At 40.5% G+C, this 20,391-nt stretch carries 22 protein-coding genes; 12 read left to right on the top strand and 10 right to left on the bottom strand.

Annotation, left to right across the window (positions count from 1 at the left end; all coding sequences use genetic code 11):
• The first annotated feature begins 155 nt into the window (after positions 1-155).
• Together CVD28_RS11155 and CVD28_RS11150 are read left to right on the top strand one after the other, a co-directional pair.
• Positions 156-1,187 (top strand): CotS family spore coat protein, encoded by a 1,032-nt coding sequence (locus CVD28_RS11155; RefSeq protein WP_180954119.1) that lies wholly within the window; start codon positions 156-158, stop codon positions 1,185-1,187.
• Positions 1,188-1,253: 66 nt separating this feature from the next.
• Positions 1,254-2,054 carry an MBL fold metallo-hydrolase gene (locus CVD28_RS11150; RefSeq protein ID WP_101592460.1) on the top strand — a complete coding sequence of 267 codons (801 nt, stop codon included), beginning with the start codon at positions 1,254-1,256 and terminating at the stop codon, positions 2,052-2,054.
• A gap of 172 nt (positions 2,055-2,226) precedes the next feature.
• Here CVD28_RS11150 and CVD28_RS11145 read toward each other — a convergent pair whose 3' ends face one another.
• Complete coding sequence (locus tag CVD28_RS11145; protein WP_101592459.1) at positions 2,227-3,090, bottom strand: dimethylarginine dimethylaminohydrolase family protein; 864 nt, start codon at positions 3,088-3,090, stop codon at positions 2,227-2,229.
• A gap of 181 nt (positions 3,091-3,271) precedes the next feature.
• On the opposite strand from CVD28_RS11145, the gene CVD28_RS11140 reads away from it, so the two are divergent.
• The 4 genes from CVD28_RS11140 (at position 3,272) to CVD28_RS11125 (ending at position 7,126) form a co-directional block, all read left to right on the top strand.
• Positions 3,272-4,885: a long-chain fatty acid--CoA ligase gene (locus CVD28_RS11140; protein ID WP_101592458.1), complete on the top strand. Its 1,614-nt coding sequence runs from the start codon at positions 3,272-3,274 to the stop codon at positions 4,883-4,885.
• A gap of 220 nt (positions 4,886-5,105) precedes the next feature.
• Positions 5,106-5,756: a DsbA family oxidoreductase gene (locus tag CVD28_RS11135; protein WP_101592457.1), complete on the top strand. Its 651-nt coding sequence runs from the start codon at positions 5,106-5,108 to the stop codon at positions 5,754-5,756.
• Between the two features lie 35 nt (positions 5,757-5,791).
• Positions 5,792-6,097 carry a heme biosynthesis protein HemY gene (locus CVD28_RS11130; protein ID WP_101592456.1) on the top strand — a complete coding sequence of 102 codons (306 nt, stop codon included), beginning with the start codon at positions 5,792-5,794 and terminating at the stop codon, positions 6,095-6,097.
• Positions 6,098-6,127: 30 nt separating this feature from the next.
• Positions 6,128-7,126 (top strand): NADPH:quinone oxidoreductase family protein, encoded by a 999-nt coding sequence (locus CVD28_RS11125; protein WP_101592455.1) that lies wholly within the window; start codon positions 6,128-6,130, stop codon positions 7,124-7,126.
• Between the two features lie 33 nt (positions 7,127-7,159).
• On the opposite strand, the gene CVD28_RS11120 is transcribed toward CVD28_RS11125, so the two are convergent.
• From CVD28_RS11120 to CVD28_RS11085, 8 genes are all read right to left on the bottom strand, one after another.
• Positions 7,160-8,383 (bottom strand): glycosyltransferase family 2 protein, encoded by a 1,224-nt coding sequence (locus CVD28_RS11120; RefSeq protein WP_101592454.1) that lies wholly within the window; start codon positions 8,381-8,383, stop codon positions 7,160-7,162.
• Positions 8,384-8,418: 35 nt separating this feature from the next.
• Positions 8,419-9,597, bottom strand: coding sequence for a glycosyltransferase family 2 protein (locus tag CVD28_RS11115; protein WP_101592453.1), 1,179 nt, complete (start codon positions 9,595-9,597; stop codon positions 8,419-8,421).
• Between the two features lie 18 nt (positions 9,598-9,615).
• A complete protein-coding gene (locus CVD28_RS11110; protein WP_101592452.1) occupies positions 9,616-10,647 on the bottom strand; it encodes a phosphotransferase in 1,032 nt (343 codons plus the stop codon).
• A gap of 44 nt (positions 10,648-10,691) precedes the next feature.
• Entirely contained in the window at positions 10,692-11,912 is a 1,221-nt protein-coding gene (locus tag CVD28_RS11105; protein WP_101592451.1) for a glycosyltransferase family 2 protein, read from the bottom strand.
• 189 nt (positions 11,913-12,101) lie between these two features.
• Entirely contained in the window at positions 12,102-12,302 is a 201-nt protein-coding gene (locus tag CVD28_RS11100; RefSeq protein ID WP_101592450.1) for a hypothetical protein, read from the bottom strand.
• Complete coding sequence (locus CVD28_RS11095; protein ID WP_101592449.1) at positions 12,299-12,895, bottom strand: AarF/UbiB family protein; 597 nt, start codon at positions 12,893-12,895, stop codon at positions 12,299-12,301. Before CVD28_RS11095 ends, CVD28_RS11100 begins: the two co-directional genes overlap by 4 nt.
• Before the next feature lie 194 nt (positions 12,896-13,089).
• Positions 13,090-14,091, bottom strand: a complete 1,002-nt coding sequence (gene bioB / locus CVD28_RS11090; RefSeq protein WP_101592448.1) for a biotin synthase BioB — start codon at positions 14,089-14,091, stop codon at positions 13,090-13,092.
• A gap of 20 nt (positions 14,092-14,111) precedes the next feature.
• Positions 14,112-14,708, bottom strand: a complete 597-nt coding sequence (locus CVD28_RS11085; RefSeq protein WP_101592447.1) for a biotin transporter BioY — start codon at positions 14,706-14,708, stop codon at positions 14,112-14,114.
• Between the two features lie 339 nt (positions 14,709-15,047).
• Here CVD28_RS11085 and CVD28_RS11080 point away from each other — a divergent pair, with 339 nt between their 5' ends.
• The gene (locus tag CVD28_RS11080) at positions 15,048-15,824 is read left to right on the top strand and encodes an enoyl-CoA hydratase (RefSeq protein WP_101592564.1); all 777 of its coding nucleotides are present in this window, start codon (positions 15,048-15,050) and stop codon (positions 15,822-15,824) included.
• A gap of 97 nt (positions 15,825-15,921) precedes the next feature.
• On the opposite strand, the gene CVD28_RS11075 is transcribed toward CVD28_RS11080, so the two are convergent.
• Positions 15,922-16,110 (bottom strand): YhzD family protein, encoded by a 189-nt coding sequence (locus tag CVD28_RS11075; protein ID WP_101592446.1) that lies wholly within the window; start codon positions 16,108-16,110, stop codon positions 15,922-15,924.
• Between the two features lie 321 nt (positions 16,111-16,431).
• Here CVD28_RS11075 and CVD28_RS11070 point away from each other — a divergent pair, with 321 nt between their 5' ends.
• From CVD28_RS11070 to CVD28_RS11050, 5 genes are all read left to right on the top strand, one after another.
• Entirely contained in the window at positions 16,432-17,331 is a 900-nt protein-coding gene (locus CVD28_RS11070; protein ID WP_101592445.1) for an ABC transporter ATP-binding protein, read from the top strand.
• Positions 17,324-18,571: an ABC transporter permease gene (locus tag CVD28_RS11065; protein ID WP_101592444.1), complete on the top strand. Its 1,248-nt coding sequence runs from the start codon at positions 17,324-17,326 to the stop codon at positions 18,569-18,571. Before CVD28_RS11070 ends, CVD28_RS11065 begins: the two co-directional genes overlap by 8 nt.
• 144 nt (positions 18,572-18,715) lie before the next feature.
• Entirely contained in the window at positions 18,716-18,955 is a 240-nt protein-coding gene (locus CVD28_RS11060; protein ID WP_101592443.1) for a hypothetical protein, read from the top strand.
• Positions 18,952-19,176 (top strand): hypothetical protein, encoded by a 225-nt coding sequence (locus CVD28_RS11055; protein ID WP_101592442.1) that lies wholly within the window; start codon positions 18,952-18,954, stop codon positions 19,174-19,176. The genes CVD28_RS11060 and CVD28_RS11055 overlap by 4 nt, the downstream gene beginning before the upstream one ends.
• The gene (locus CVD28_RS11050; RefSeq protein ID WP_101592441.1) at positions 19,173-20,387 is read left to right on the top strand and encodes a metallophosphoesterase family protein; all 1,215 of its coding nucleotides are present in this window, start codon (positions 19,173-19,175) and stop codon (positions 20,385-20,387) included. Before CVD28_RS11055 ends, CVD28_RS11050 begins: the two co-directional genes overlap by 4 nt.
• The last annotated feature ends 4 nt before the right edge of the window (positions 20,388-20,391 follow it).

Here is a 20,391-nt window from a genome sequence, read left to right as displayed (position 1 = left end):
TGGCAGATCATCGAGTTAAATATACCTATAATATTGAAGATATTTGGACTTCCGTTTTGTTCGTAATATGTGTACTTGCCCTCGTCATTTGCCTCACGAAACTCTTTTAGCCATTACATATGATAGTAATGAATGATAAAGGGGTTGAGATAAAAGTGGCGAACGGCGAAAAAGATATTGATAACAGCCTAGAAGATTTTATATCTGCGGCACAGCTCCAGAAAAACTGGGGACTGAACGTTTTGAACGCAAAGCAAGTTCGTGCTGTTGTCAAAATTGAGACAAGCAAAGGTACTTATGCGCTTAAGAAAGTGAACTTTACTCCTGAAAAACTAAATTTTATATATGAAGCACAAGAATACCTATGGGAAAAAGGGTATCAGCATCAATCGCGGTGGCTGCCTGCTTCAAACGGTCAGCCATATGTAAAATCAGCCGACGGAAGCTATTATTATATAAATCAATGGATTAATGGAAAGGAAAGTGATGTAAAGGATTCGGAACAGCTAAAAACCATGATGGAAATGCAGGCAAACTTTCACCTTTCCTCACTTGGTTTCACACCTTCTTCAAAAGCGAAGGTGCCTGCAATGTGGGAGCAGGGAATCAAGGATTATGAATTTATAGTGAAAGAGTTGAAATCATTTTATGCAGATATAAAGCAACAGCCGTTATCGAAATTTGAATCTGCTTTCTTTCAAACGGCAGAACCAATGACAAATATGGCAGAAGAGGGCTTGGCACTGTTAAAACAATCATCATATGAAAAAGCCATGAATCGGGCAATGGCTGAAAAGGGCCTTGTTCACGGGGATTTTGCATACCATAACTTTATTAAAGCAACGGACGGAGACTTGTACGTTATCGACTTTGACCTCTGTGCCCAAAATTTGAGGATCTTGGATTTGGCTTATTTTATCCGAAAAGTCATGGATCGTGCTAAATGGGATATTAATCTCACCTATACCATCCTGGAAGAATACCATAAAATTAATCCAATTACTGAAGATGAATTGCAGATTTTAAAAGCAATGCTGCATCTCCCAAAACGCTATTACAAGTATGTAAAACAGGGGCTTGAGCTGGAACAGTTCAGAAATAGTGATACCATCAAACAAATGGAAAAGGAAGCAGCTAAGCTTAGTAAGCGCATTAAATTCCTTAATGAATTCCCAAGAAAACTATAATTATGATGTTTTATAATCAACGGTCAGGTAGGATGATAGTATTGGGAAGAAAAATGGGGGATAAAGATGATTCAATACCAGAATAATATACTGACTGTATTTCAAAGCGAACTGTACATGACTACGTCTGCCCTGGTAGAAACAGAAGCGGCAATGTTTTTAACAGACCCTAACTGGCTGCCCTCTGAGGTGGAAGAAATCCGGCAATACGTTGAGGCTAGGAGAAATGGAAGGAATCTGTATCTGATCTTTACCCACAGTGATTTCGACCACATCATCGGTTATGGTGCCTTTCCGGATGCAAAAGTGATTGCTTCTGAGGAGTTTGCTAACCTTGAAGATAAGCAGCAAGTAATAGAACAAGTAATTAAATTTGATCAAGGCAGGTACCTGACGAGATCTTATGATCACGATTATCCTGACGTGGATATTACAGTTGCAGCTGATGGAGAAGCGATTGAATTGGACGGTGTCTCGCTAACTTTTTACAAAGCACCAGGCCATACTGCTGACGGAATCTATACAGTGATCAGTCAATACGGTATTCTGCTTGCTGGCGACTATTTATCAGATGTTGAATTTCCGTTTATCTATGATAGCTGGGAAGCTTACATGGATACTATGAAAAAAACAATAACCATTCTTGAGAAGGATAATATATTGATTTTGGTTCCGGGACACGGTAATACTGCTGACACCAAGAATGAAATAAGGGATAGGGTAGAATTTTCGATTCAATATCTTCAGTCACTGACTCAAGAGGGACAAGATATCGAGGAGGTATTGAAAAACAAATACAGGTTTTATGAAGGTCTGAAAAATGTTCATGAGCATAATAAGAAACAGGTTGCGGGTAAAACTGAATAGTATTGCAGGGTTTTAATGGGTATGAAAAAGGTTCCGAGCGTTTCGGAAGTCCTTTTCTTCGCTGGCTTCGAAAGGGTTTCGAATGTTTCGGAAGCTCGTTCTTAAAACCTTTACAATGCTTCGCGTAAAATCCCAAGTGAGCAACTCACTTGGGATCTTGTGTTTAGAAATGTTAATCTTCATCGGGCCTTTTTCGGAAAATCGGCAAAGTACAACAGCGGAAAGAGCCCCCTGATTTAATAATTTCAGTAATGTCAACCTCAATTACTTCATATCCGCGCTCCCGCAGCTGCTTATTGACGCCTTTGTTTACAGGCAAACTGATTATTTTCTTGTTTCCGATTGAAAGTACATTGGTGCCGAGTGTAAATTGCTCTTCTTCCGTTACTTCAATCAAGTCATAGCGGAAGGCAAGCAAGTCCGCTTCTTCCTTTCGAATTACTCCCGGAAATATCAGTGCCTCTGTCGGAGATATGATGTTAAAAACACAGTCCAAATGAAGATAAGTTGCTGTGAATGGAATGGGGATTACTTCATGCTCAACAAGCAAAGTCTGAAGATGGCGGATTGCATCTTCATTAGTGCGGTTGCTGATACCTATAAAAATGGTATTTCCATCAATCATGACGTCTCCGCCTTCAATAACATCTTCTAACAATTTGAAATACGAAATGGAATTTCTCTCAAGCCAATTTTTTAATTCAGCCTCTTCACCCTGACGGATAGGCGCTGCCATATCCGCAACATAAATGACATTCCCTAGTGTAAAGCCGATATCCCTGGTGAAAACCTGTTCCGGATATTTACTGTGCGCCGGCAGCAGGATGGTTTCAACTCCATGAGCCTTAAGCGTTTCAACAAAGTTATTATGCTGCTTTAAGGCCGTCTCAATATGGATGCCTTCATTCTTAAAATGCTTTTGGGTTTCATTGATAACATCCCTGATCGTCATGAATTCTGGCGGGCATAAAATAACTTGTTTCAGTTCGTCGTATTCGCTGAAACAGGATGTAATGTTTTGGGGAATTAAACTCATACTGGTCCTCCTAAAGGTCAGTCTTCAAACAATACTATTCCCTTTTCCCAGCTAAATAAGCAAACATTCAATTTTTAGAAAATTTAATAATAAAAAAGGTTTTTTTACAGAAGTATCGAATCATGTAGTATAAAAGAATCATATATATTTTGTAAACGCTTACAAAAAGGAGGGCTTTAATATGATGAACACTCCATTGCTGATGACACAAATGATTGAGCGGGCTGAAAAATATTTTCAAAAGAAGAGGGTTATATCAAGAACAGACGGGGGCATTCATACTCTGACCTATAAGCAAATAGCAGAAAGGACCAGGAAACTGGCCAGCTGCTTTGAACAATTCGGTATTCAAACAGGAGACCGTATAGGCACGCTAGCGTGGAACCATCATCGGCATTTAGAAGCGTATTTTGCTATACCGTGTTCAGGTGCTGTTCTCCATACGATTAATATAAGACTGTCTCCGCAGCATATTGCCTATATTATTAACCATGCAGAAGATAAATTGCTGCTCGTGGATGCAGATATTGTGCCGCTGCTGGAAGCGATTAAGGATAACCTGACTACTGTTAAGGGTTATATCATTATGACTGACGGAGAACTTCCGGAAACAACTTTGTCACCGGTTTTTCACTATGAAGATCTGATTTCAAAAGGGAATCCGGACTTCGAACTTGTGTCTGACCTGGATGAAAATGCTCCGGCAGGAATGTGCTACACATCTGCAACTACCGGGAATCCCAAAGGGGTTGTCTATTCCCACCGCGGAATTGTACTTCATAGCATGGCGCTTGGACTGGCAGATATGGCTGCACTATCTGAAAAGGATGTTTCAATGCCGGTTGTACCTATGTTTCACGTCAATGCCTGGGGCCTTCCATTTGCAGGTGTATGGTTTGGTACTGACCAGGTGCTGCCAGGCCCTTACTTTACCCCGAAAATTCTGGCAGAGCTGATTGAAAACCATAAAGTAACCCTCTCAGCAGGCGTTCCCACGATTTGGCTGGGCCTCCTGAAGGAGCTGGAAGAAAATTCGTATGATACAAGCAGCTTAAGGGCAGTTATCTGTGGAGGATCGGCTGCTCCAAAGGGTATGATTAAAACATTTGAGATGAAGCATGGGATTCCTTTCATGCACGCTTATGGCATGACCGAAACAAGTCCGCTCGTTATTGCGTCATCATTAAAAAGCTATCAGGAAGAGTTATCCGATGAGGAAAAGTATGATGTAAAGGCAAAGCAGGGAGTTGTCGTTCCGGGAATTGAAATCAAGGTTGTCGGAAAGGATGGAGAAGTCAAGCCGGACGGAAAGGAAATGGGAGAGCTCCTGATCAGAGGACCATGGATCGCTTCTGAATACTATAAGGATGACAGGACAGATGAAGCATTTCAGGACGGCTGGCTTTATACCGGTGATGTCGTAACCATTGATAACGAAGGTTTTGTGAAAATTGTCGACCGGACAAAAGACCTGATCAAGAGCGGAGGCGAGTGGATTTCATCAGTTGATCTTGAAAATACATTAATGGCGCATGAGGCCGTTTTTGAAGCAGCCGTAATTGCTGTACCGCATGAAAAGTGGGCAGAAAGGCCGGTTGCCTGTATTGTACTGAAGGAACAATACAAGGACTCAGTAACCAAGGACGACATTATGGATTTCTTAACGCCTCAATTCGCAAAATGGTGGCTTCCTGATGATGTTCTTTTCTTGAATGAAATACCGAAAACATCAGTCGGTAAATTCCTGAAACGCCAGCTGCGTGAGCAGGTGAAGGAAATTTACGCAAAATCCTAGAGAGTATATTTATCCAAAACCAAACTTTGCTTCTTATGACAGCACTCTCCGGGGTGCTGTTTTTTATTACATTAGCTCTGAATGTCTGAAACTAGCCTCTTTTGTCAAGCTGAGCCTGGGACATGCCCCTTCTTTTCATATTAGGCAGTTTGTTAGACATCCTATGGTTAAAGGAGTATAAGAGAAGTATCTATTCTTAAAAAGATGGAAGGGTTGCACTATGACAGTAAAAATTAAGGTTTACTCGGATTATGTATGTCCGTTCTGTTTTCTGGCAGAAAAACCGCTGGAAGAGGCCGTGATGGGCAAGGATGTCGAGATTGATTGGATGCCATTCGAATTGAGGCCTTACCCGAATAAAACCTTGCGTCCAGAAGAGGATTATCTGCAAACAACTTGGAAACAGTCTGTTTATCCAATGGCTGAACGGATGGGTATTGACATTGTTTTGCCGAAAGTTTCACCGCAGCCTTACACTCACTTGGCATTTGAAGGCTTTCAATATGCCAAGGAAAAAGGTAAAGGCAATGAATACAACGACCGGATGCTAAGGGCGTTTTTTCAGGAGGAACAGGATATTGGTGATTTAACGGTACTTACTGAGCTCGCTGGAGAAATTGGTCTGGATAAAGGTGAATTCAACGATGCTCTGATTCACAGGAAATATAAGGAAGCGCACGAAAGTGCGCTCGAACATGCATATAATGAGGCCGATATCCAGGCAGTTCCGACCTTTATCATCGGAGAAACAAAAATTGCCGGAATTCTTTCAAAAGAAAGATTAACTGCCATCATTGATGAAGAGATTGAAAAACAAAAGAACGATGACTTTCCCGAAGGATTGTCATGTGGTATTGACGGCTTTTGCTAATAAAAAGTAAATTGTAATTAATGGAGGAAATCAACATGAATGTAAAAATTAACCGTAATGCAGCGAAGGAATTAAAGAAAATGCTGGCCAGTGAAGAGGCGGAGGGGAAAATGATTCGTGTTATCATTTCCCAAATGCACGGCGACCATGCTCACTACGATGTGGTGCTTGATAAACCGACAGAAAATGATGAGATTGTAAAAACGGACAAAGACATTGATATCCTGCTTGATAAACGTGAAGAATTCCTTGATGGCGTCTGGATCAAATATTTCTATATGCCTCAAGAGGGGTTTGAAATAACAAACAGTTCAAAGGGCTGGCATAATCATCAGCATTAATTTATTTTTTTCAGGGGAGGATGAAGCCTGGTGCAGCAATTTAAAGCATTGGTAGTCGATAAAACGGAAAAAGATTTTACCCTTAATCTTAAGGACATTACCTTAGACGACTTGCCTGAGGGTGAAGTTGTGGTCAAGGTTGTTTATTCCAGCATCAATTATAAGGATGGCCTCGCATCCATACCAAACGGCAACATTGTCAGATCTTATCCATTTGTGCCAGGCATTGATCTCGCTGGAGTTGTCGTATCTTCAGCAGACTCCCGATTCACTGAAGGAGATAAAGTCATTGCCACAAGCTATGAAATTGGCGTCTCCCACTTTGGAGGCTACAGTGAGTTTGCCCGTATTCCCGCAGACTGGATTGTTCCGCTTCCAGATGGAATAACATTAAAGGAAGCAATGGTCTATGGTACTGCAGGATTTACAGCGGCTTTATCGATTCAGCAGCTGGAAAACGCCGGCTTAACACCTGAAAAGGGTACAGTATTGGTTACTGGGGCAACAGGAGGAGTAGGCAGCCTTGCTGTTGCTATGCTTGCCAAAAGAGGTTACCATATTGCAGCAAGTACAGGAAAAGAGTCAGAACATGAGTTTCTGCGTAACATTGGGGCAAAAGAGATTTTATCACGTGAAGAAGTATATAACGGAAAAATAAAAGCTCTTGATAAACAGTTATGGGCAGCAGCAGTAGACCCGGTCGGCGGTGAATCACTAGCGGCTATCTTAAGCAAGATCAGCTACGGAGGTTCTGTTGCTGTGAGCGGCTTAACCGGCGGTACAGCAGTGCCAACGGCTGTTTTCCCGTTTATTCTTCGTGCAGTTAACCTGCTGGGCATCGATTCAGTCAATTGCCCAATGGAAGTCCGCAAACCCTTATGGACCCGGATGGCAACCGACCTTAAACCGGAAAACCTGCTTGAGGATATTCAAAAGGAAATCACCCTTGAAGAACTGCCTGAAGCACTTGAGACAATTTTGAAAGGGCAAGCACGCGGCAGAATGATTGTGAAAATTGGTAAAGAATAATGAAAGCGCGAAGGATAATCCTTCGCGTTTCTATTATTTGCTGACAACTAGATCGAACAGCTTAACTAAATTAGGATATTTTCCATAAGCTTCTACAGTATCCCGGTCTGAAAAAAGGCGGTCTTTCTTTTCGGGGGAGTCGGCAATGCCTGAGTTTTTCAGCAGTTTGCGGGCTTTTTTGCCATTTGTTTTTAAAATATACCTTTGCTGAAGCAATAAATAGATAGACTCCTTAAATACCTCATGCTGTCCCGGATAATCTAGGTTAAGGGCTTCATATTCCATAAAGACCAGCCCAATGAACTGTGCATCCAGGTTTAAGGAGAATTTTAACGAACGAACATAGACCTCAAAAGCTGGATGCTTTTGCTGAAAAAGAAGCCCATTCCTTTGAGCATCCTGTTTTTTATTTGGCGTTACTGGATGTTCTTGATGATATAGGGCAGATTTATGATCAAAGACAAATTTTGCTCCTATCTTATATAATCGGTAAGCGAAATCAACGTCTTCCATTCCCCAGCCCTGGAAATCTTCATCATAACCGTTTACTTTGGCAAGTAAATTTTTGTTAAGAGAATGATTGAGCCCGAATAAGGCCCACCAGGCAATATGGGAGTTATCCAGATTGTCTCCCAATTCCGTATAAAAATCATTGAAAAATCGGCTAGGGATGCAAAATGGATTCAAGCTGGCCAAATTCAGTACCTCTTCCTCATGAATTAATTGAAGAGGCTCTGTAATCTTTTCAATGGCTGTTTGGAGGTTGAGTTCATCGTTGCTTAGCTTCAGCATCTCTTTTAGCCTTTTATTTAAATAGGTACTGTTCTTTGCCAGCTGTGACATTTCATTAAGCTGAGAGGAGTCATAGTTCGGAAAAAGGAAGCTATAAAGATTGTATATATTTCTAGCAACAATCACGGACTGAGGATTTTTTAAATGTAAATCATATTGATTTTTTACATAATCATTGTCCACAATAACCTCTGCATCCAAAAAAATGATGACATTTCCTTTCGCCATTTTATAACCTATATTCCTAGTTCGGGAGAGTCCCATATTCGTTTTATTTCGAACGTAATGATAGGGAAAGGGAGCTGGGTAACTTTTAAGCAGCGGCGTGCTGTCTGTAGACGCATCATCCAGCAGAATAACTTCCATTTTGTCCATATCAAACGTCTGTTTTTCCAGGGAACGGAGGGTGAGGAGATTTAGGGGATAGCGGTTATAAGATGGAATAATGATACTGACTTCACACATAAAATTGGACCTCCCTTCGTTAAAATTCCTTGTACTTATAGGCCAGTCAGCAAATCATAGAGCTTTGTTACATGTTCAAAGCCCTCGTGCTTTAAAGATTGGTATTCCAGCTCGATGCGGCTTTTCCAATCAAGGTTATCTTCTATGCCTGATTCCGTGAACAAATTGGTAACCGGCTTATCGTCAGATTTCAGCAAAGGAATTTGCCTTAGCAAAGCCTGAAGTGCTTTTATAAAACCGGTATATAAATCCGGATATTTATGCATAATAGTTTGATAATCTGACATGATATTATCCATGAATGTATAATCATGGACTCCTATTTTCTCTAATGAAAGCAAATAAACATCGATAAAGGGGTGCTTTTGCTGAAACAGTATTAAATTTCTAATATTGTTTTTAGACCAATTTCCTTCCTTTGCATGCTCCTGATGGTATACAGAAATGTTTGGATCATAGGAAAATCTGGCGCCTGCCTGGTAAAGCCGAAACCCGTATTCATAGTCCTCCAGCCCATGCCCTATAAAACTTTCATCAAAACCGCCGATTGAGTCAACCAGTGATTTTCTTACGGAATGATTTAATGTCGTGCAGGATATCCATGGTAAGCGAAACTTATCGTTAAAGGCACTGACAATTTTTTCTTCATATGTTTTAGGCTTTGAGAATTGTTTTATTGTCGGAAGAGAGAGGATATCTTGCTTAAACAATAATTGGACCGGCTGGCCGGTTTCGGTTTCCATTGCAGGTTTGATCCGGCTCTTGGCAAAATCAGAGTTTTTGGAGAGCTTTCTTACGTCTCTCAATTGGTATTTGTCAAATCCAGGAAATAAATAGGAATATAACTTATTAACATATTTTCCTGTAACCACTAATGGTTCTTGAGTGAGATGCCGCTGATAATGGTTTTTTACAAATTCTGGACCAACGATAACTTCCGCATCCAGGAAAATAAGTATTTGCCCCTTCGCCTCTTTTATTCCTGTATTCCTGGTTTTTGACCGGCCATAATTTTCATTATTTCTGATGTACCGAAAGGCAAAGGGCGCTTTGTAGTTTTTTAATGAAGGTGTTTCGTCAGTTGAAGCATCATCAACGAAAATAACTTCCATTTTTGACAGATCAAATGTCTGATTTTCCAGGGCATAAAGCGAAAGCTGGTTCAGCGGATATCGGTTGAAAGAGGGAAGGATAACAGTTACTTCTATGCTCAAACTTCTAACCTCCTTTTTTCACTTAATATTTTCACTTAGCCTGCTCCTAATTTCATTGATGTCCGAGCCTAAACTGTCCATATCTTTCAAACAATTAACGGCCTCAGCTAAATCATGTTCCTGGTGGGATTTATCTGTATTTCGATTCAGAATATTGCTGAGCAAATAGTTTAAATAATGAAATTTTCTCCGGTAAGCGTAAAAACGTAACAGATCACCATCGAGCAGGACTTTTTTTCCAAAATGATTTTCATAGTGTTTGAAGAACTTCACAAAGTCTTCATTGAGGAAATAGGATAAATCAAATTCCGGAGGTGCAAACAAGGCGTATTCCCAATCTAACAAAAATAACTCATCACCGCTAACCACGATGTTGCCTCCCCACAAATCACCATGGCAGATAACTTTGTCTTGGCAGCTCTTGACGGCCGATGTTCTCAGATTGTTTAATAGGTTCAAATAATCCAGGATTTTGTCCTTATTTGACAATATTAAGCTCTGTAACCTAGTCCGATACGGGTCAGCAAATGCAGCTGTTGATTCCAGAACAAGCAGCTTTTCCATTAAATGTTTTTGAGTCTTAATATCGAAGGTTTCTTCCTTTAGTTCTTTCTTGTTTATTTTTGGTGTTGCTCGATGGAGCGCTGCAACCATATTTGCGGTTTTTTCAATGTTCTCTTTTGATGCTATCTCATTCAAGGTTGTTCCCTCTATAAAATTAAACAGAACCAGGACCACATGGCCGTTCGTCAATTTATATAGGCCATCCTTTGTTTTAATCGGATAAGTGAGATTTTGAAAAATCTCCTTATGATATAGATTCCATGTAACTGCGAGAGACAAATCCAGACGTTTGACCGCCTTCTTTTGTTTGCGGTTAGTGGTATCAAATAGTTTAAGATAGTAGATTTCCCCGTTCACGCAATGCACCTTGTAAGAATAAGCGGTGGTGCCCAAGGGGATAAAATCTATCTTTTGAACTGCTATTTCATAAGCATGACTTAATAGGGCAGCAAGTTTTGAATCCTCGATAGTATATTTTTCTCTCATCTTTAACCATTCCTCATTTTCTCCTGTATCCGGGCCAGTTTGAGTTAGTTATTGGCCAGCAGGTCGAATAATTGGACCAGGCTCCCGAACTTCCCATATGCCGCGATTATATCTCTTTCTTGATAAATGGCCTGTTTAAGACGGGTGTCATTCTCAATGCCGGCATTTTTGAGGAAATTGCAAACGGGTTGTTCCTGCAGCTTCAAAAATTGAATTTGCTGGAGCAATAAAACAACCGTATTCTTAAAATCTGCAAACAGTCCAGGGAATGAATTGCATAGCAACTCATGTTCCCTTAAGACGCTATCCACAAATTGTAAATCCAGCTTCCCGACATATCTTAAAGATCTGATACATACTTCGATAACCGGATGCTTCCGCTGAAAAAGGACTCGATTTCTCGATCCTTCCTGCACTTTGCCTGAATGGATTGGATGCTCTTGGTGGTACAAGAACGAATCCGGGTCAAAAACGAATTTGGCGCCAGCCTTATATAACCGATAGGCAAACTCCACATCTTCTATCCCCCATCCTTTAAAACCTTCCTCATATCCGCCAACCATTTCAATTAGTTTCTTATTAAGTGAATGATTGGAACCGAAAAGCGCCCACCAGGATAAATACTGCGTATCAAGAACTTCCAGTTGCCTGTATAAATCCTCATAATAGTTGTAGGGATATGAAAAAGACTGGACCAGCGGACTATTGTTTATATCACTTTGATTAAGCAATTGCAGAGGTTCTTGTAAATTCTTAATTAAATTTGGAAGGTCAAAGCTGTTTTTATATTGCGGCAGCTTTTGGCTGATTAATTGTTTTACAGCAGGCTTTTCTTCAGCCATTCTGCAAATTATATCGATCTGAGAGCTATTAAACTCAGGAAATAGATAAGTAATGATCCTGGGGATATTTCTGCCGACTACCACTAACTGTTCTTCAGTTAAATGATATTGATACTGGTTTTTTACATAGCTTGGATCGACAATCATTTCTGCGTCCAGAAAAATAATAATATTTGCTTTCGCCATCATTAAACCCTTATTTCTTGTAGCGGAAAGGCCGATATTTTTTTCATTACGAACATACCGGAAAGGAAAAGGAGGATGATAATGTTTTAAAAGCGGTGTATCGTCCGCAGATCCGTCATCAATCAAAATAACCTCCATTTTGGATAAATCAAAGGTCTGCTTTTCTAACGAAAATAGGGTAAGAAGATTTAGGGGATAACGGTTTCTCGAAGGAATAATAATGCTTACTTCAACCATCTTTATATGATGCTCCTTTCGAAAGAATAGAGCCTTCAACCTTTACTGATCCAGGTTAAATCGCTTTTTATAAACAGTTTTCCTACATTTATATGTTTAAAAATGCAATCATGATAGGGGTAAATGCGGAGAAACAGCACTTTGAAACAGGGATTAGTTAGTGTACCAGTTCAAAGCCAGTGAGGGTCATTAAATATTTTTATCGTCAAATAAGAGTAACTGCTCCGCAGTCCTTTTAATTGATGAATGGGGAAGCTGGATTTTCGGAAGCCTCAGCTGCCTTAGTCTTTTTACCATAAATTGATCAAAATCTTCCAATGCTGTTTCTCCCAATGCTTGTCTTACTTTTAGAGCGGAGACCACTAAGTTTTTGATACAGGTGAGATTCACTTATGGGGTCTCTTCTTCATAATATGTTTCCTCTCTGTCCATGCCTCATAAAGCTCTGGATCCAAACTTTTGAGCTGCATCATAAAATCATTTAATAGTTTTAATTTGCGGAGATCCCTAAAAAACTGATCGGGCCTTGAACTTACTGATCTCATTGAGTTCACATGGTCAATGACTTTAATGGTACCATCATCGGCTACTAAGAAATGACGAATGGAGCCATCAATCCGGGTGAATCCAACCTTTTTCATTTTCTTGAAAATACCGACAAGCTGTTCGGCAACGGCAGCTGGAAATTTCTCTTTTGATTTTAGGTAATCATTCAGAGACTCTCCTTCTATGAATTCCATTAAGATATAGTTTGAACCGACCTCATATACCTTTGGAACAAAGTTTGAGTCCTGTGCCGCCAGAAGTGCCTTGCTTTCCCTTACACAATGCCTTTTCTTTGCATACACCTTTACACAGCTTTCATCAGAAACCCTGAAAACAGCTCCCTGATATCCTTTTCCAATCAGGGTGTAACTGGTAGGATTATGAATGTCTACACCTTTCTTCTTTACATTAACAGTAATTAATCGGAAATCTTTCACTACATCATCTCCTCTTGTACTAGAATATTGTGCAAACTGTATTCCGTAACGGCGCTTGGACTAAAGGAAAGAGAATGGGAGGGAGCATGAAGAGATGTTGTACAGAATGCAAAAAGGTGTCAGCCGCGATCCATAGCTGGATGGTGGCTGACACCGCAAATTTTTATTCACTATCCTCATGGCAAGCATTAGCTTTAGCTTAAAATTGCTTCGCCATCACTTTTGACAAAATCAATTTCAAAACCCAAATCCTTTAGCATCTGGTGATCGGCGGTGCTTTCCTGTCCGGCTGTTGTTAAATAATCGCCTACAAAGATAGAATTTGCCGGATAAAGACCAAGAGGCTGGAGGCTTCTTAAATTGACTTCCCGTCCGCCGGATATCCGTATTTCTTTTGTTGGATTGATAAACCGCATCAGGCAGAGAACTTTAAGGCAATATCTAGGATTCAGTTCATCGGTTCCTTCCAATGGTGTACCGTCAATGGCATGAAGGAAATTAACAGGGATTGAATCTGCGTCCAATACTTTTAAGCTTCTGGCCATATCGACTACGTCCTGCTTTGTCTCTCTCATCCCAATGATGACCCCAGAGCAAGGGGAGATTCCTGCTTCTTTAACCAGCTCTACGGTATCGACTCGATTTTGGTATGTATGGGAAGTTGTAATGGACTCATGATGCCTCTCAGATGTATTGATATTATGATTGTATCGATCCACGCCTGCTTCTTTTAATCTCGCTGCTTGCTCGGGCTTTAACAGTCCAAGGCAGGCACAAACTTTAAGATTGTATTTCTCCTTAATTTCCTCTACTGCTGATACGACATTGTCCATATCTCTGCTGCTTGGCCCGCGTCCGCTTGCAACTATGCAATATGTACCTACATTCAAGTTGTATGCTTGTTCGGCACCTTGTAAAATAGCATCTTTGTCAACCATTCTATATTTCTCAATTGGAGCGGTTGAGACACTGGACTGTGAACAATAACCGCAGTTTTCCGGACACAGACCGGATTTTGTGTTAATAATCATATTGAGCTTTACTTTATTTCCGTAGTAATGGCTTCGGACCGTATAAGCGGCCTGCAGAAGTTCAAGAAGCTCCTCGTCTGGACAGTCTAGGACAGATATGGCTTCCTCATTTGTTATATCATGTCCCTCTAAAGCCTTTTTTGAAAGTTGATTCCAATCACCCATCATCTCTACCTCCAATTATATTAAGCAGCCCGGTTCAATTTTCTGAACTGGCTTCTAGCCAACACCGTTTTTTCCAGCCTCAATGCCATAAAGCCTGCGCATACAGCTAAGATAATATCCTTTGGCAGCGGAGCAATCATCCACAGCCAAGCTAATTTATAAGTAAAACCTTCTGGGGCAGCTGCCCAGAATTTGTAGGCGAAATACATCCAGTTTGTACCGAATAAATAATTAACTGCCATGCCAACTAGCGCAGCGGAAACATAAACAGTGATGGTACGCTTTTTCTCGATGATTTTTCCAGTAATATAAGCTGTGAAAATAAATGAAACAATAAAGCCGAATGTCGGGCTGACGATGGAAGAGACGCCGCCGCTAAATTTTGAAAAAACAGGCGCACCCACCAGGCCAACTAATGTGTAAACAATCATAGCAACAGCACCGAGCCGGCTGCCAAGAACTGCTCCTGCCAATATAGCAAAGAAAGTCTGCAAGGTAATCGGGACACCTCCAACTACCAGAAATGGAGCAATAGTCGTTATATTAGCTCCAATGGCCATCAATGCAACAAACATACTGATAAGTGTAATGTCAATTGTCCTAAGTTTTTTGTTCATTGTGATCTCCTTTGGAATTTAGTTATATATTGAGAATAATTTAAACAATTATTTAATGTCAACCAAAATAAAAATGTGGTTAACATTTATTTGGTGCTAAAATTCGATTTTGTATTAAAAAGTTGGAACATTTAGAATTTATCCTTTTTAATATTAATGAAAGCGCTGTATAATTTAAATGAAGAATTTTACTATCCTGGCTGACTGCCAAAATTGAATCACTGAAACGTTTATGGGAAATTTCCTTTTATGATGTTCGGTATGCAGGCAGTTGTTTAAAGTCAGGCTTTAGCGGCATTTACTAATAGTTAATCAGGAGGGAAATAAGTGAGTACAGAAATGACTTCAATGATACAGCCAGTAATTGTTACATACGCGGGAAGAGTAGCGACTGTGGAGTTAAACCGGCCGGAGTCCATGAATGCGATGAACGGTGATATGCTGCGTGAAATGACTATTAAGCTGAAAGAACTGACTAACGACGATAACATTGACATTGTTATTTTAAAAGGAAATGGTAAAGCGTTTTCATCAGGCGGGGATATTAAGTGGATGTTGAACGGCACGGGAGACTTTAAGAGTATTATGGATTGCATCAGCGACCTTGTAACGACCCTGTATTGCATGCCAAAGCTGACAATTGCTGCTATCCACGGGGCAGCCGCCGGACTTGGACTGAGCCTTGCGCTCGCAACCGATTATACTGTAGCAAAAGAGGAAAGCAAGATTGCAATGAATTTCATTGGAATTGGACTCATCCCTGATGGCGGAGCGCACTTTTTCCTTGAAAGAAGGCTTGGGGAAACAAAGGCAAAGGAACTGATCTGGGATGGAAAAGTTATGAGCCCTGCTGAAGCCATGGAAAAGAACCTAATTAATGAGATCGCTGAGGATCTGGAGCTATCTGTAGAGAGGAAGGTACAAGAATGGCTAAGCAAACCTGTACAAGCGATGGTAAAAACCAAGAAAATACTGGCTGAAAGAAATCGGCCGCTGCTGCTGAAAATTCTTGAGCTAGAAAAGTACGGCCAGGACAAAATGAGAACAACTGAAGACCATAAAGAAGGAATTACAGCATTTGTTGAAAAAAGAAAACCGAATTTTACTGGAAAGTAATCAAAAAATAACCCCGGTCGAATATGACTCGGGGTTTTCATCTGTGCAGTAATTGTACCACTGTCATCTTGACTAGGGGGACGCCAATGAGATTTGTTTACCTGTGAAACAGCACCAGTTTACCAGTTGGAGAGGTACAGCGGTGTGTTTTTTCATGAAGATCTTTTTCACGTAATAGGTTTTCTCCCATTTCTTTTGCCTGCTCATCAGTTTCAGCCTGGAATGATTCATCAAGCAGCTTTTCTCCGTCCTGTTCAAATGCGGTTAATTTATATGTTCTTGCCATGACTGTAACCCCTTTAATTAAAAATTCTGATTTATACCATTATTTTTGCATATCATTTTGCTGTTTGTAAAGTATTAATCTCACTCCTAATGATGGATATGGAATCTCACCGCTAAACGGGAAACGTCAAGAATTGGCTTTACTTTAAAACGAAGGGATACTCTGGATGAAAAAATATTTTCTAATTATATTAAGAAATAATTTATTAAAGAAAATTGGAGTATATGATTGAAAAATATTCGGTATTAATTTAGATGAATTCTATTGAAAATGAATCCTTTTTCCTTTTGCGGCCGTATATAAGTGGAAGGAGTGATGAACGTGGCATTGACAATCGAACAGGTTACGAAGAGATTTGGCGGCTTTACCGCAGTTGACCAGCTGAATTTCAGTATACCCGAAAGGGAGATGTTCGGCTTTCTGGGAGCGAATGGTGCAGGGAAAACGACGACATTCCGGATGATTCTTGGATTGCTTGATCCGAGTGACGGGCAAATTTTATGGAATGGAAAGGCCATTGACTATTCAACGAGTTCGTTAATTGGGTATTTGCCGGAGGAACGGGGTCTGTATCCGAAATTGAAAGTGCGTGAACAAATTGTCTATCTGGCAAGGTTGCGGGGGATGGATAAAGCTTCAGCACAATCAGAATTGAAAACCTGGCTTGAACGGCTAAAGGTTCCCGAATATTATGATAAGAAAGTAGAGGAACTTTCAAAGGGTAATCAGCAAAAAATTCAATTTATTGCCTCAGTTATCCATAACCCCAAACTTTTAATTCTTGATGAGCCTTTCAGCGGCTTGGATCCGCTAAATGTTGAAATACTTAAGAGTGCGGTCCATGATTTAAGAGAAAAAGGAACTACGATTGTATTCTCCAGCCATCGTATGGAGCATGTAGAAGAGCTATGCGAAAACCTATGCATCTTGCATAAAGGGCGCCCTGTCGTTTATGGCAGCCTAAAAGAAATAAAACGTTCGTTTGGCAAAAAAAATGTTGTCGTCCATGCGGACTTTGATTTGGGATTTTTAGAAAACTTTCCTGGGGTTATCCGATCCAGAAAAACCGCCCAGGGAATCGTGCTGCAGGTAACGGGGGAGGAAACTGCAGAAGAAATATTGAAAAGCATTGTCCCAAGAGGATTTATCAGGAAGTTTGAGCTGGAGGAGCCTTCCTTGAATGATATTTTTATAGAAAAGGTGGGGGCGGCATATGAGTAAATTTTGGATTGTGCTGTTTCATACATACCTATCAAAAATAAAGACAAAGTCATTTATCATTTCAACTGGTATCATGCTTTTATTGATTATTGGTTTGACGAATCTTTCTTCTATTATTGACACGTTTAATAAAAATGAGAATGATACTGTCGCTGTGCTGGATGAGACTGGAGAGCTTTATCAGCCGTTTATCGCCCAGGTAAAAGCGATTAATCAGGATCTGGAACTAAAACAAGCCGAAAATGAAGAAACAGCAAGGAAATGGGTTAATTCAGAGAAAATCAAAGGATATCTTGTTTTAAGTTTTGATAGTAAAGGAATGCCCTCAGGAACCTATAAGGCTAACTCGATATCTGATACATCACTTAACAGTGAATTGTCAATGGCGCTCTCTCAGGCGAAAAGCGGAATCGTCGCTGAAAAATTAAAGCTGGATGCTGAAGGTATTGCTGCGTTAAACACTCCAGCAGCATTTGAAAATGAGGCGCTTGTAGCAAATGCTAAAACCGCTGAAGAACTGGACTCCGCTAGAGGACTTGTTTATGTTCTGCTGTTTGTCATTTATTTTGGCGTACTGTTATATGCAAATATGATAGCTATGGAAGTGGCAACGGAAAAGACTTCTAGGGTTATGGAAATTCTGATTTCAAGTGTCTCACCAGTCAAGCAGATGTTTGCCAAAATATTTGGGATTGCGTTAGTTAGCATAACCCAGATGCTGCTGTTTTTTGGAGTGGGATATATCTTTATTAAACGGAATCTTTCAGAGATGAATGAAGGTTTTTTCTCGGTGTTCGGTTTTGAAAGCACAAGCTTGTCTACAATTATATATGCCATCATTTTTTCGCTATTGGGTTATCTTCTGTACGCAACGCTTGCTGCCTGCCTGGGATCGATGGTCAGCAGGATCGAAGATTTACAGCAAATGATTTCCCCAATGACTATGGTCGTAGTCCTTGGATTCATGCTTGCCATGTTCGGCCTCAGTAATCCTGAAGCCAGTTTTATTACAGTTACTTCCTTTATCCCTTTTTTCGCGCCTATGATTATGTTCCTTCGTGTAGGGATGCTTGAGGTGCCCGGCTGGGAAGTAGCCCTAAGCATTGGGCTTCTTATTGCAACTATTGTCCTTCTTGGAATTTTTGGAGCGCGCATATATCGCGGCGGAGTCCTGATGTATGGAAAATCGAATTCGTTTAAGGATATTAAAAAAGCTCTTCAGATTACAAAAAATTCCTAAACATCGCAAGCCAGTGTATCCTATCGGATAGCTGGCTTTTCTGAAGGAGCTTTGCGCCATTAGTGAAACTTTAGCATGTTCAGTCCCATAAATTAATTAGGCAGTAAATGTTATTTTAAATCGTTTGTAAAGGGGAGGGATACTATGTGGCCTTATGTATTGGGAATATTGTTTTTATGGATCATTGTTCCATTTGTTCTTGAACTTAAACGGAAAAAATGGGCAGTTATTAAACCTAAAAGAAAGCAGGAAACAAAAAGAAAAAAAAGCTTCAGCACCTCGAATGAAAGCAACCTGACCTTCTCCGGCTTCTTTGCAGATTCAAGCAATGATTGTGACAGCGGAGGATCCAGCAGCGGCGATGGCGGAGGAGGAGGAGATTGAAGGTTGACTGGAAAAATAATAGTGAAGAAACGCCCTGTCATTGCATTATGCTGATAGGGCGTTTTTGCTGGTCAGCGGGTAAGATTCTAATATCAAAATTGGGCGGCAGGTTTACAATAGATAAACTTATAACTAAAAAATTTGCAAAGCTATCATTCTATATCGATGAGAAAGTATGTTCTCTTTATGATAAAATGAATGTAAGTGAGGTGGAGATATGAGTGAGATTGTTTTTATGCATGCTGCTGATATCCATTTGGACAGTCCGTTTTCCGGCCTGAAGGAACTTCCGATTTCAATGGTTGAACGGCTCAGGGAAGGTACGTTTAAAGCATTTCAAAATATGATTGATTCCTGCATTCAGCACAAAGTTGACTTTCTGCTTTTGTCAGGGGATTTATATGATGGCGAAAACAGGAGCCTTCGGACACAGTCCCGGTTTAAAAAAGAAATGGCAAGGCTGAATCAGCATAATATTCCGGTTTATATTATTCATGGCAACCATGATCATTTGGATGGCACCTGGGTTACGATGGAGTTCCCGGGTAATGTCCATATATTTAATGCGACTATGGAAGTGAAAACATACCAAAAACATGATGGAACAATTGTTAACCTGTATGGCAGCAGTTATTCAATACGTCATGTAGCTGATCGGCTGATTGACTCTTATGCCATTCAAGGGGATGCGGATTACCATATCGGCCTTTTGCACGGAAATTTGGAAGGCAGCAGCGGGCATAGTCCCTACGCCCCTTTTTCAATTAAGGATTTAACCGAAAAAGGGATGGATTATTGGGCTCTTGGCCATATACATAAAGCACAAGTTGTACTAACTCAGCCTCTATCTGTGTACCCGGGCAATCTGCAAGGCCGGCACAGGAAAGAAAGCGGCCGGAAAGGGAGCTATCTGGTAAAGCTGGATAAGATGTCAGCGGATTATACCTTTGTAGATGCGGCAGATATTTTGTGGGAGGCTGCACATTTGCAGATTCCTGCAGGGCTTCCGTTTGATGATATTCTTTACTTGTGCAGGAACAAGCTGGAAGAACTCCGGTTCAGAAACAAGGGAGTGCTGCTTGAATTAACATTAACAATTTCTTCTGGTGATGAAGCAGGTGTTTTTACCCCTGTTTTTATTGATCAGCTTCTGGAAATATTGCAGGACGGCGAGGAAGAAAGAGAGGATTTTGTTTGGATATATAGAATGAAGCTTGTTTCTTCCGTGCATGACAGCGATATCGACAAGCCTGCTACTCCTTTTATTAATGAGATGTTACAGATTGCAGATTCTTTTGATGGTTCTTCGGAGGCGGTGCAGCCATTATTTTCCCATCCGAAGACAAGAAGATATATAGAGCAGCTAACGAAAGAGGAATTCGATGATCTGCTCAATGACGCAACATTATTACTTTGCCAGCTGCTTAAATAGAAGG

Origin of the sequence: Bacillus sp. M6-12 (genome assembly GCF_002860285.1) — a bacterium.
GTDB lineage: Bacteria > Bacillota > Bacilli > Bacillales > DSM-1321 > Peribacillus.
The sequence above is the reverse complement of the archived record's forward strand: the minus strand, read 5'-3'. Positions and strand labels throughout refer to the sequence as shown.

Bases quoted from the DNA above. Each gene is read 5' to 3' on its own strand.
- CVD28_RS11150 (WP_101592460.1), top strand. From the start codon at position 1,254: ATGATTCAATACCAGAATAATATACTGACTGTATTTCAAAGCGAACTG.
- CVD28_RS11145 (WP_101592459.1), bottom strand. From the start codon at position 3,090: ATGAGTTTAATTCCCCAAAACATTACATCCTGTTTCAGCGAATACGAC.
- CVD28_RS11140 (WP_101592458.1), top strand. From the start codon at position 3,272: ATGATGAACACTCCATTGCTGATGACACAAATGATTGAGCGGGCTGAA.
- CVD28_RS11135 (WP_101592457.1), top strand. From the start codon at position 5,106: ATGACAGTAAAAATTAAGGTTTACTCGGATTATGTATGTCCGTTCTGT.
- CVD28_RS11130 (WP_101592456.1), top strand. From the start codon at position 5,792: ATGAATGTAAAAATTAACCGTAATGCAGCGAAGGAATTAAAGAAAATG.
- CVD28_RS11120 (WP_101592454.1), bottom strand. From the start codon at position 8,383: ATGTGTGAAGTCAGTATCATTATTCCATCTTATAACCGCTATCCCCTA.
- CVD28_RS11110 (WP_101592452.1), bottom strand. From the start codon at position 10,647: ATGAGAGAAAAATATACTATCGAGGATTCAAAACTTGCTGCCCTATTA.
- CVD28_RS11105 (WP_101592451.1), bottom strand. From the start codon at position 11,912: ATGGTTGAAGTAAGCATTATTATTCCTTCGAGAAACCGTTATCCCCTA.
- bioB (WP_101592448.1), bottom strand. From the start codon at position 14,091: ATGGGTGATTGGAATCAACTTTCAAAAAAGGCTTTAGAGGGACATGAT.
- CVD28_RS11085 (WP_101592447.1), bottom strand. From the start codon at position 14,708: ATGAACAAAAAACTTAGGACAATTGACATTACACTTATCAGTATGTTT.
- CVD28_RS11080 (WP_101592564.1), top strand. From the start codon at position 15,048: ATGACTTCAATGATACAGCCAGTAATTGTTACATACGCGGGAAGAGTA.
- CVD28_RS11075 (WP_101592446.1), bottom strand. From the start codon at position 16,110: ATGGCAAGAACATATAAATTAACCGCATTTGAACAGGACGGAGAAAAG.
- CVD28_RS11065 (WP_101592444.1), top strand. From the start codon at position 17,324: ATGAGTAAATTTTGGATTGTGCTGTTTCATACATACCTATCAAAAATA.
- CVD28_RS11060 (WP_101592443.1), top strand. From the start codon at position 18,716: ATGTGGCCTTATGTATTGGGAATATTGTTTTTATGGATCATTGTTCCA.
- CVD28_RS11050 (WP_101592441.1), top strand. From the start codon at position 19,173: ATGAGTGAGATTGTTTTTATGCATGCTGCTGATATCCATTTGGACAGT.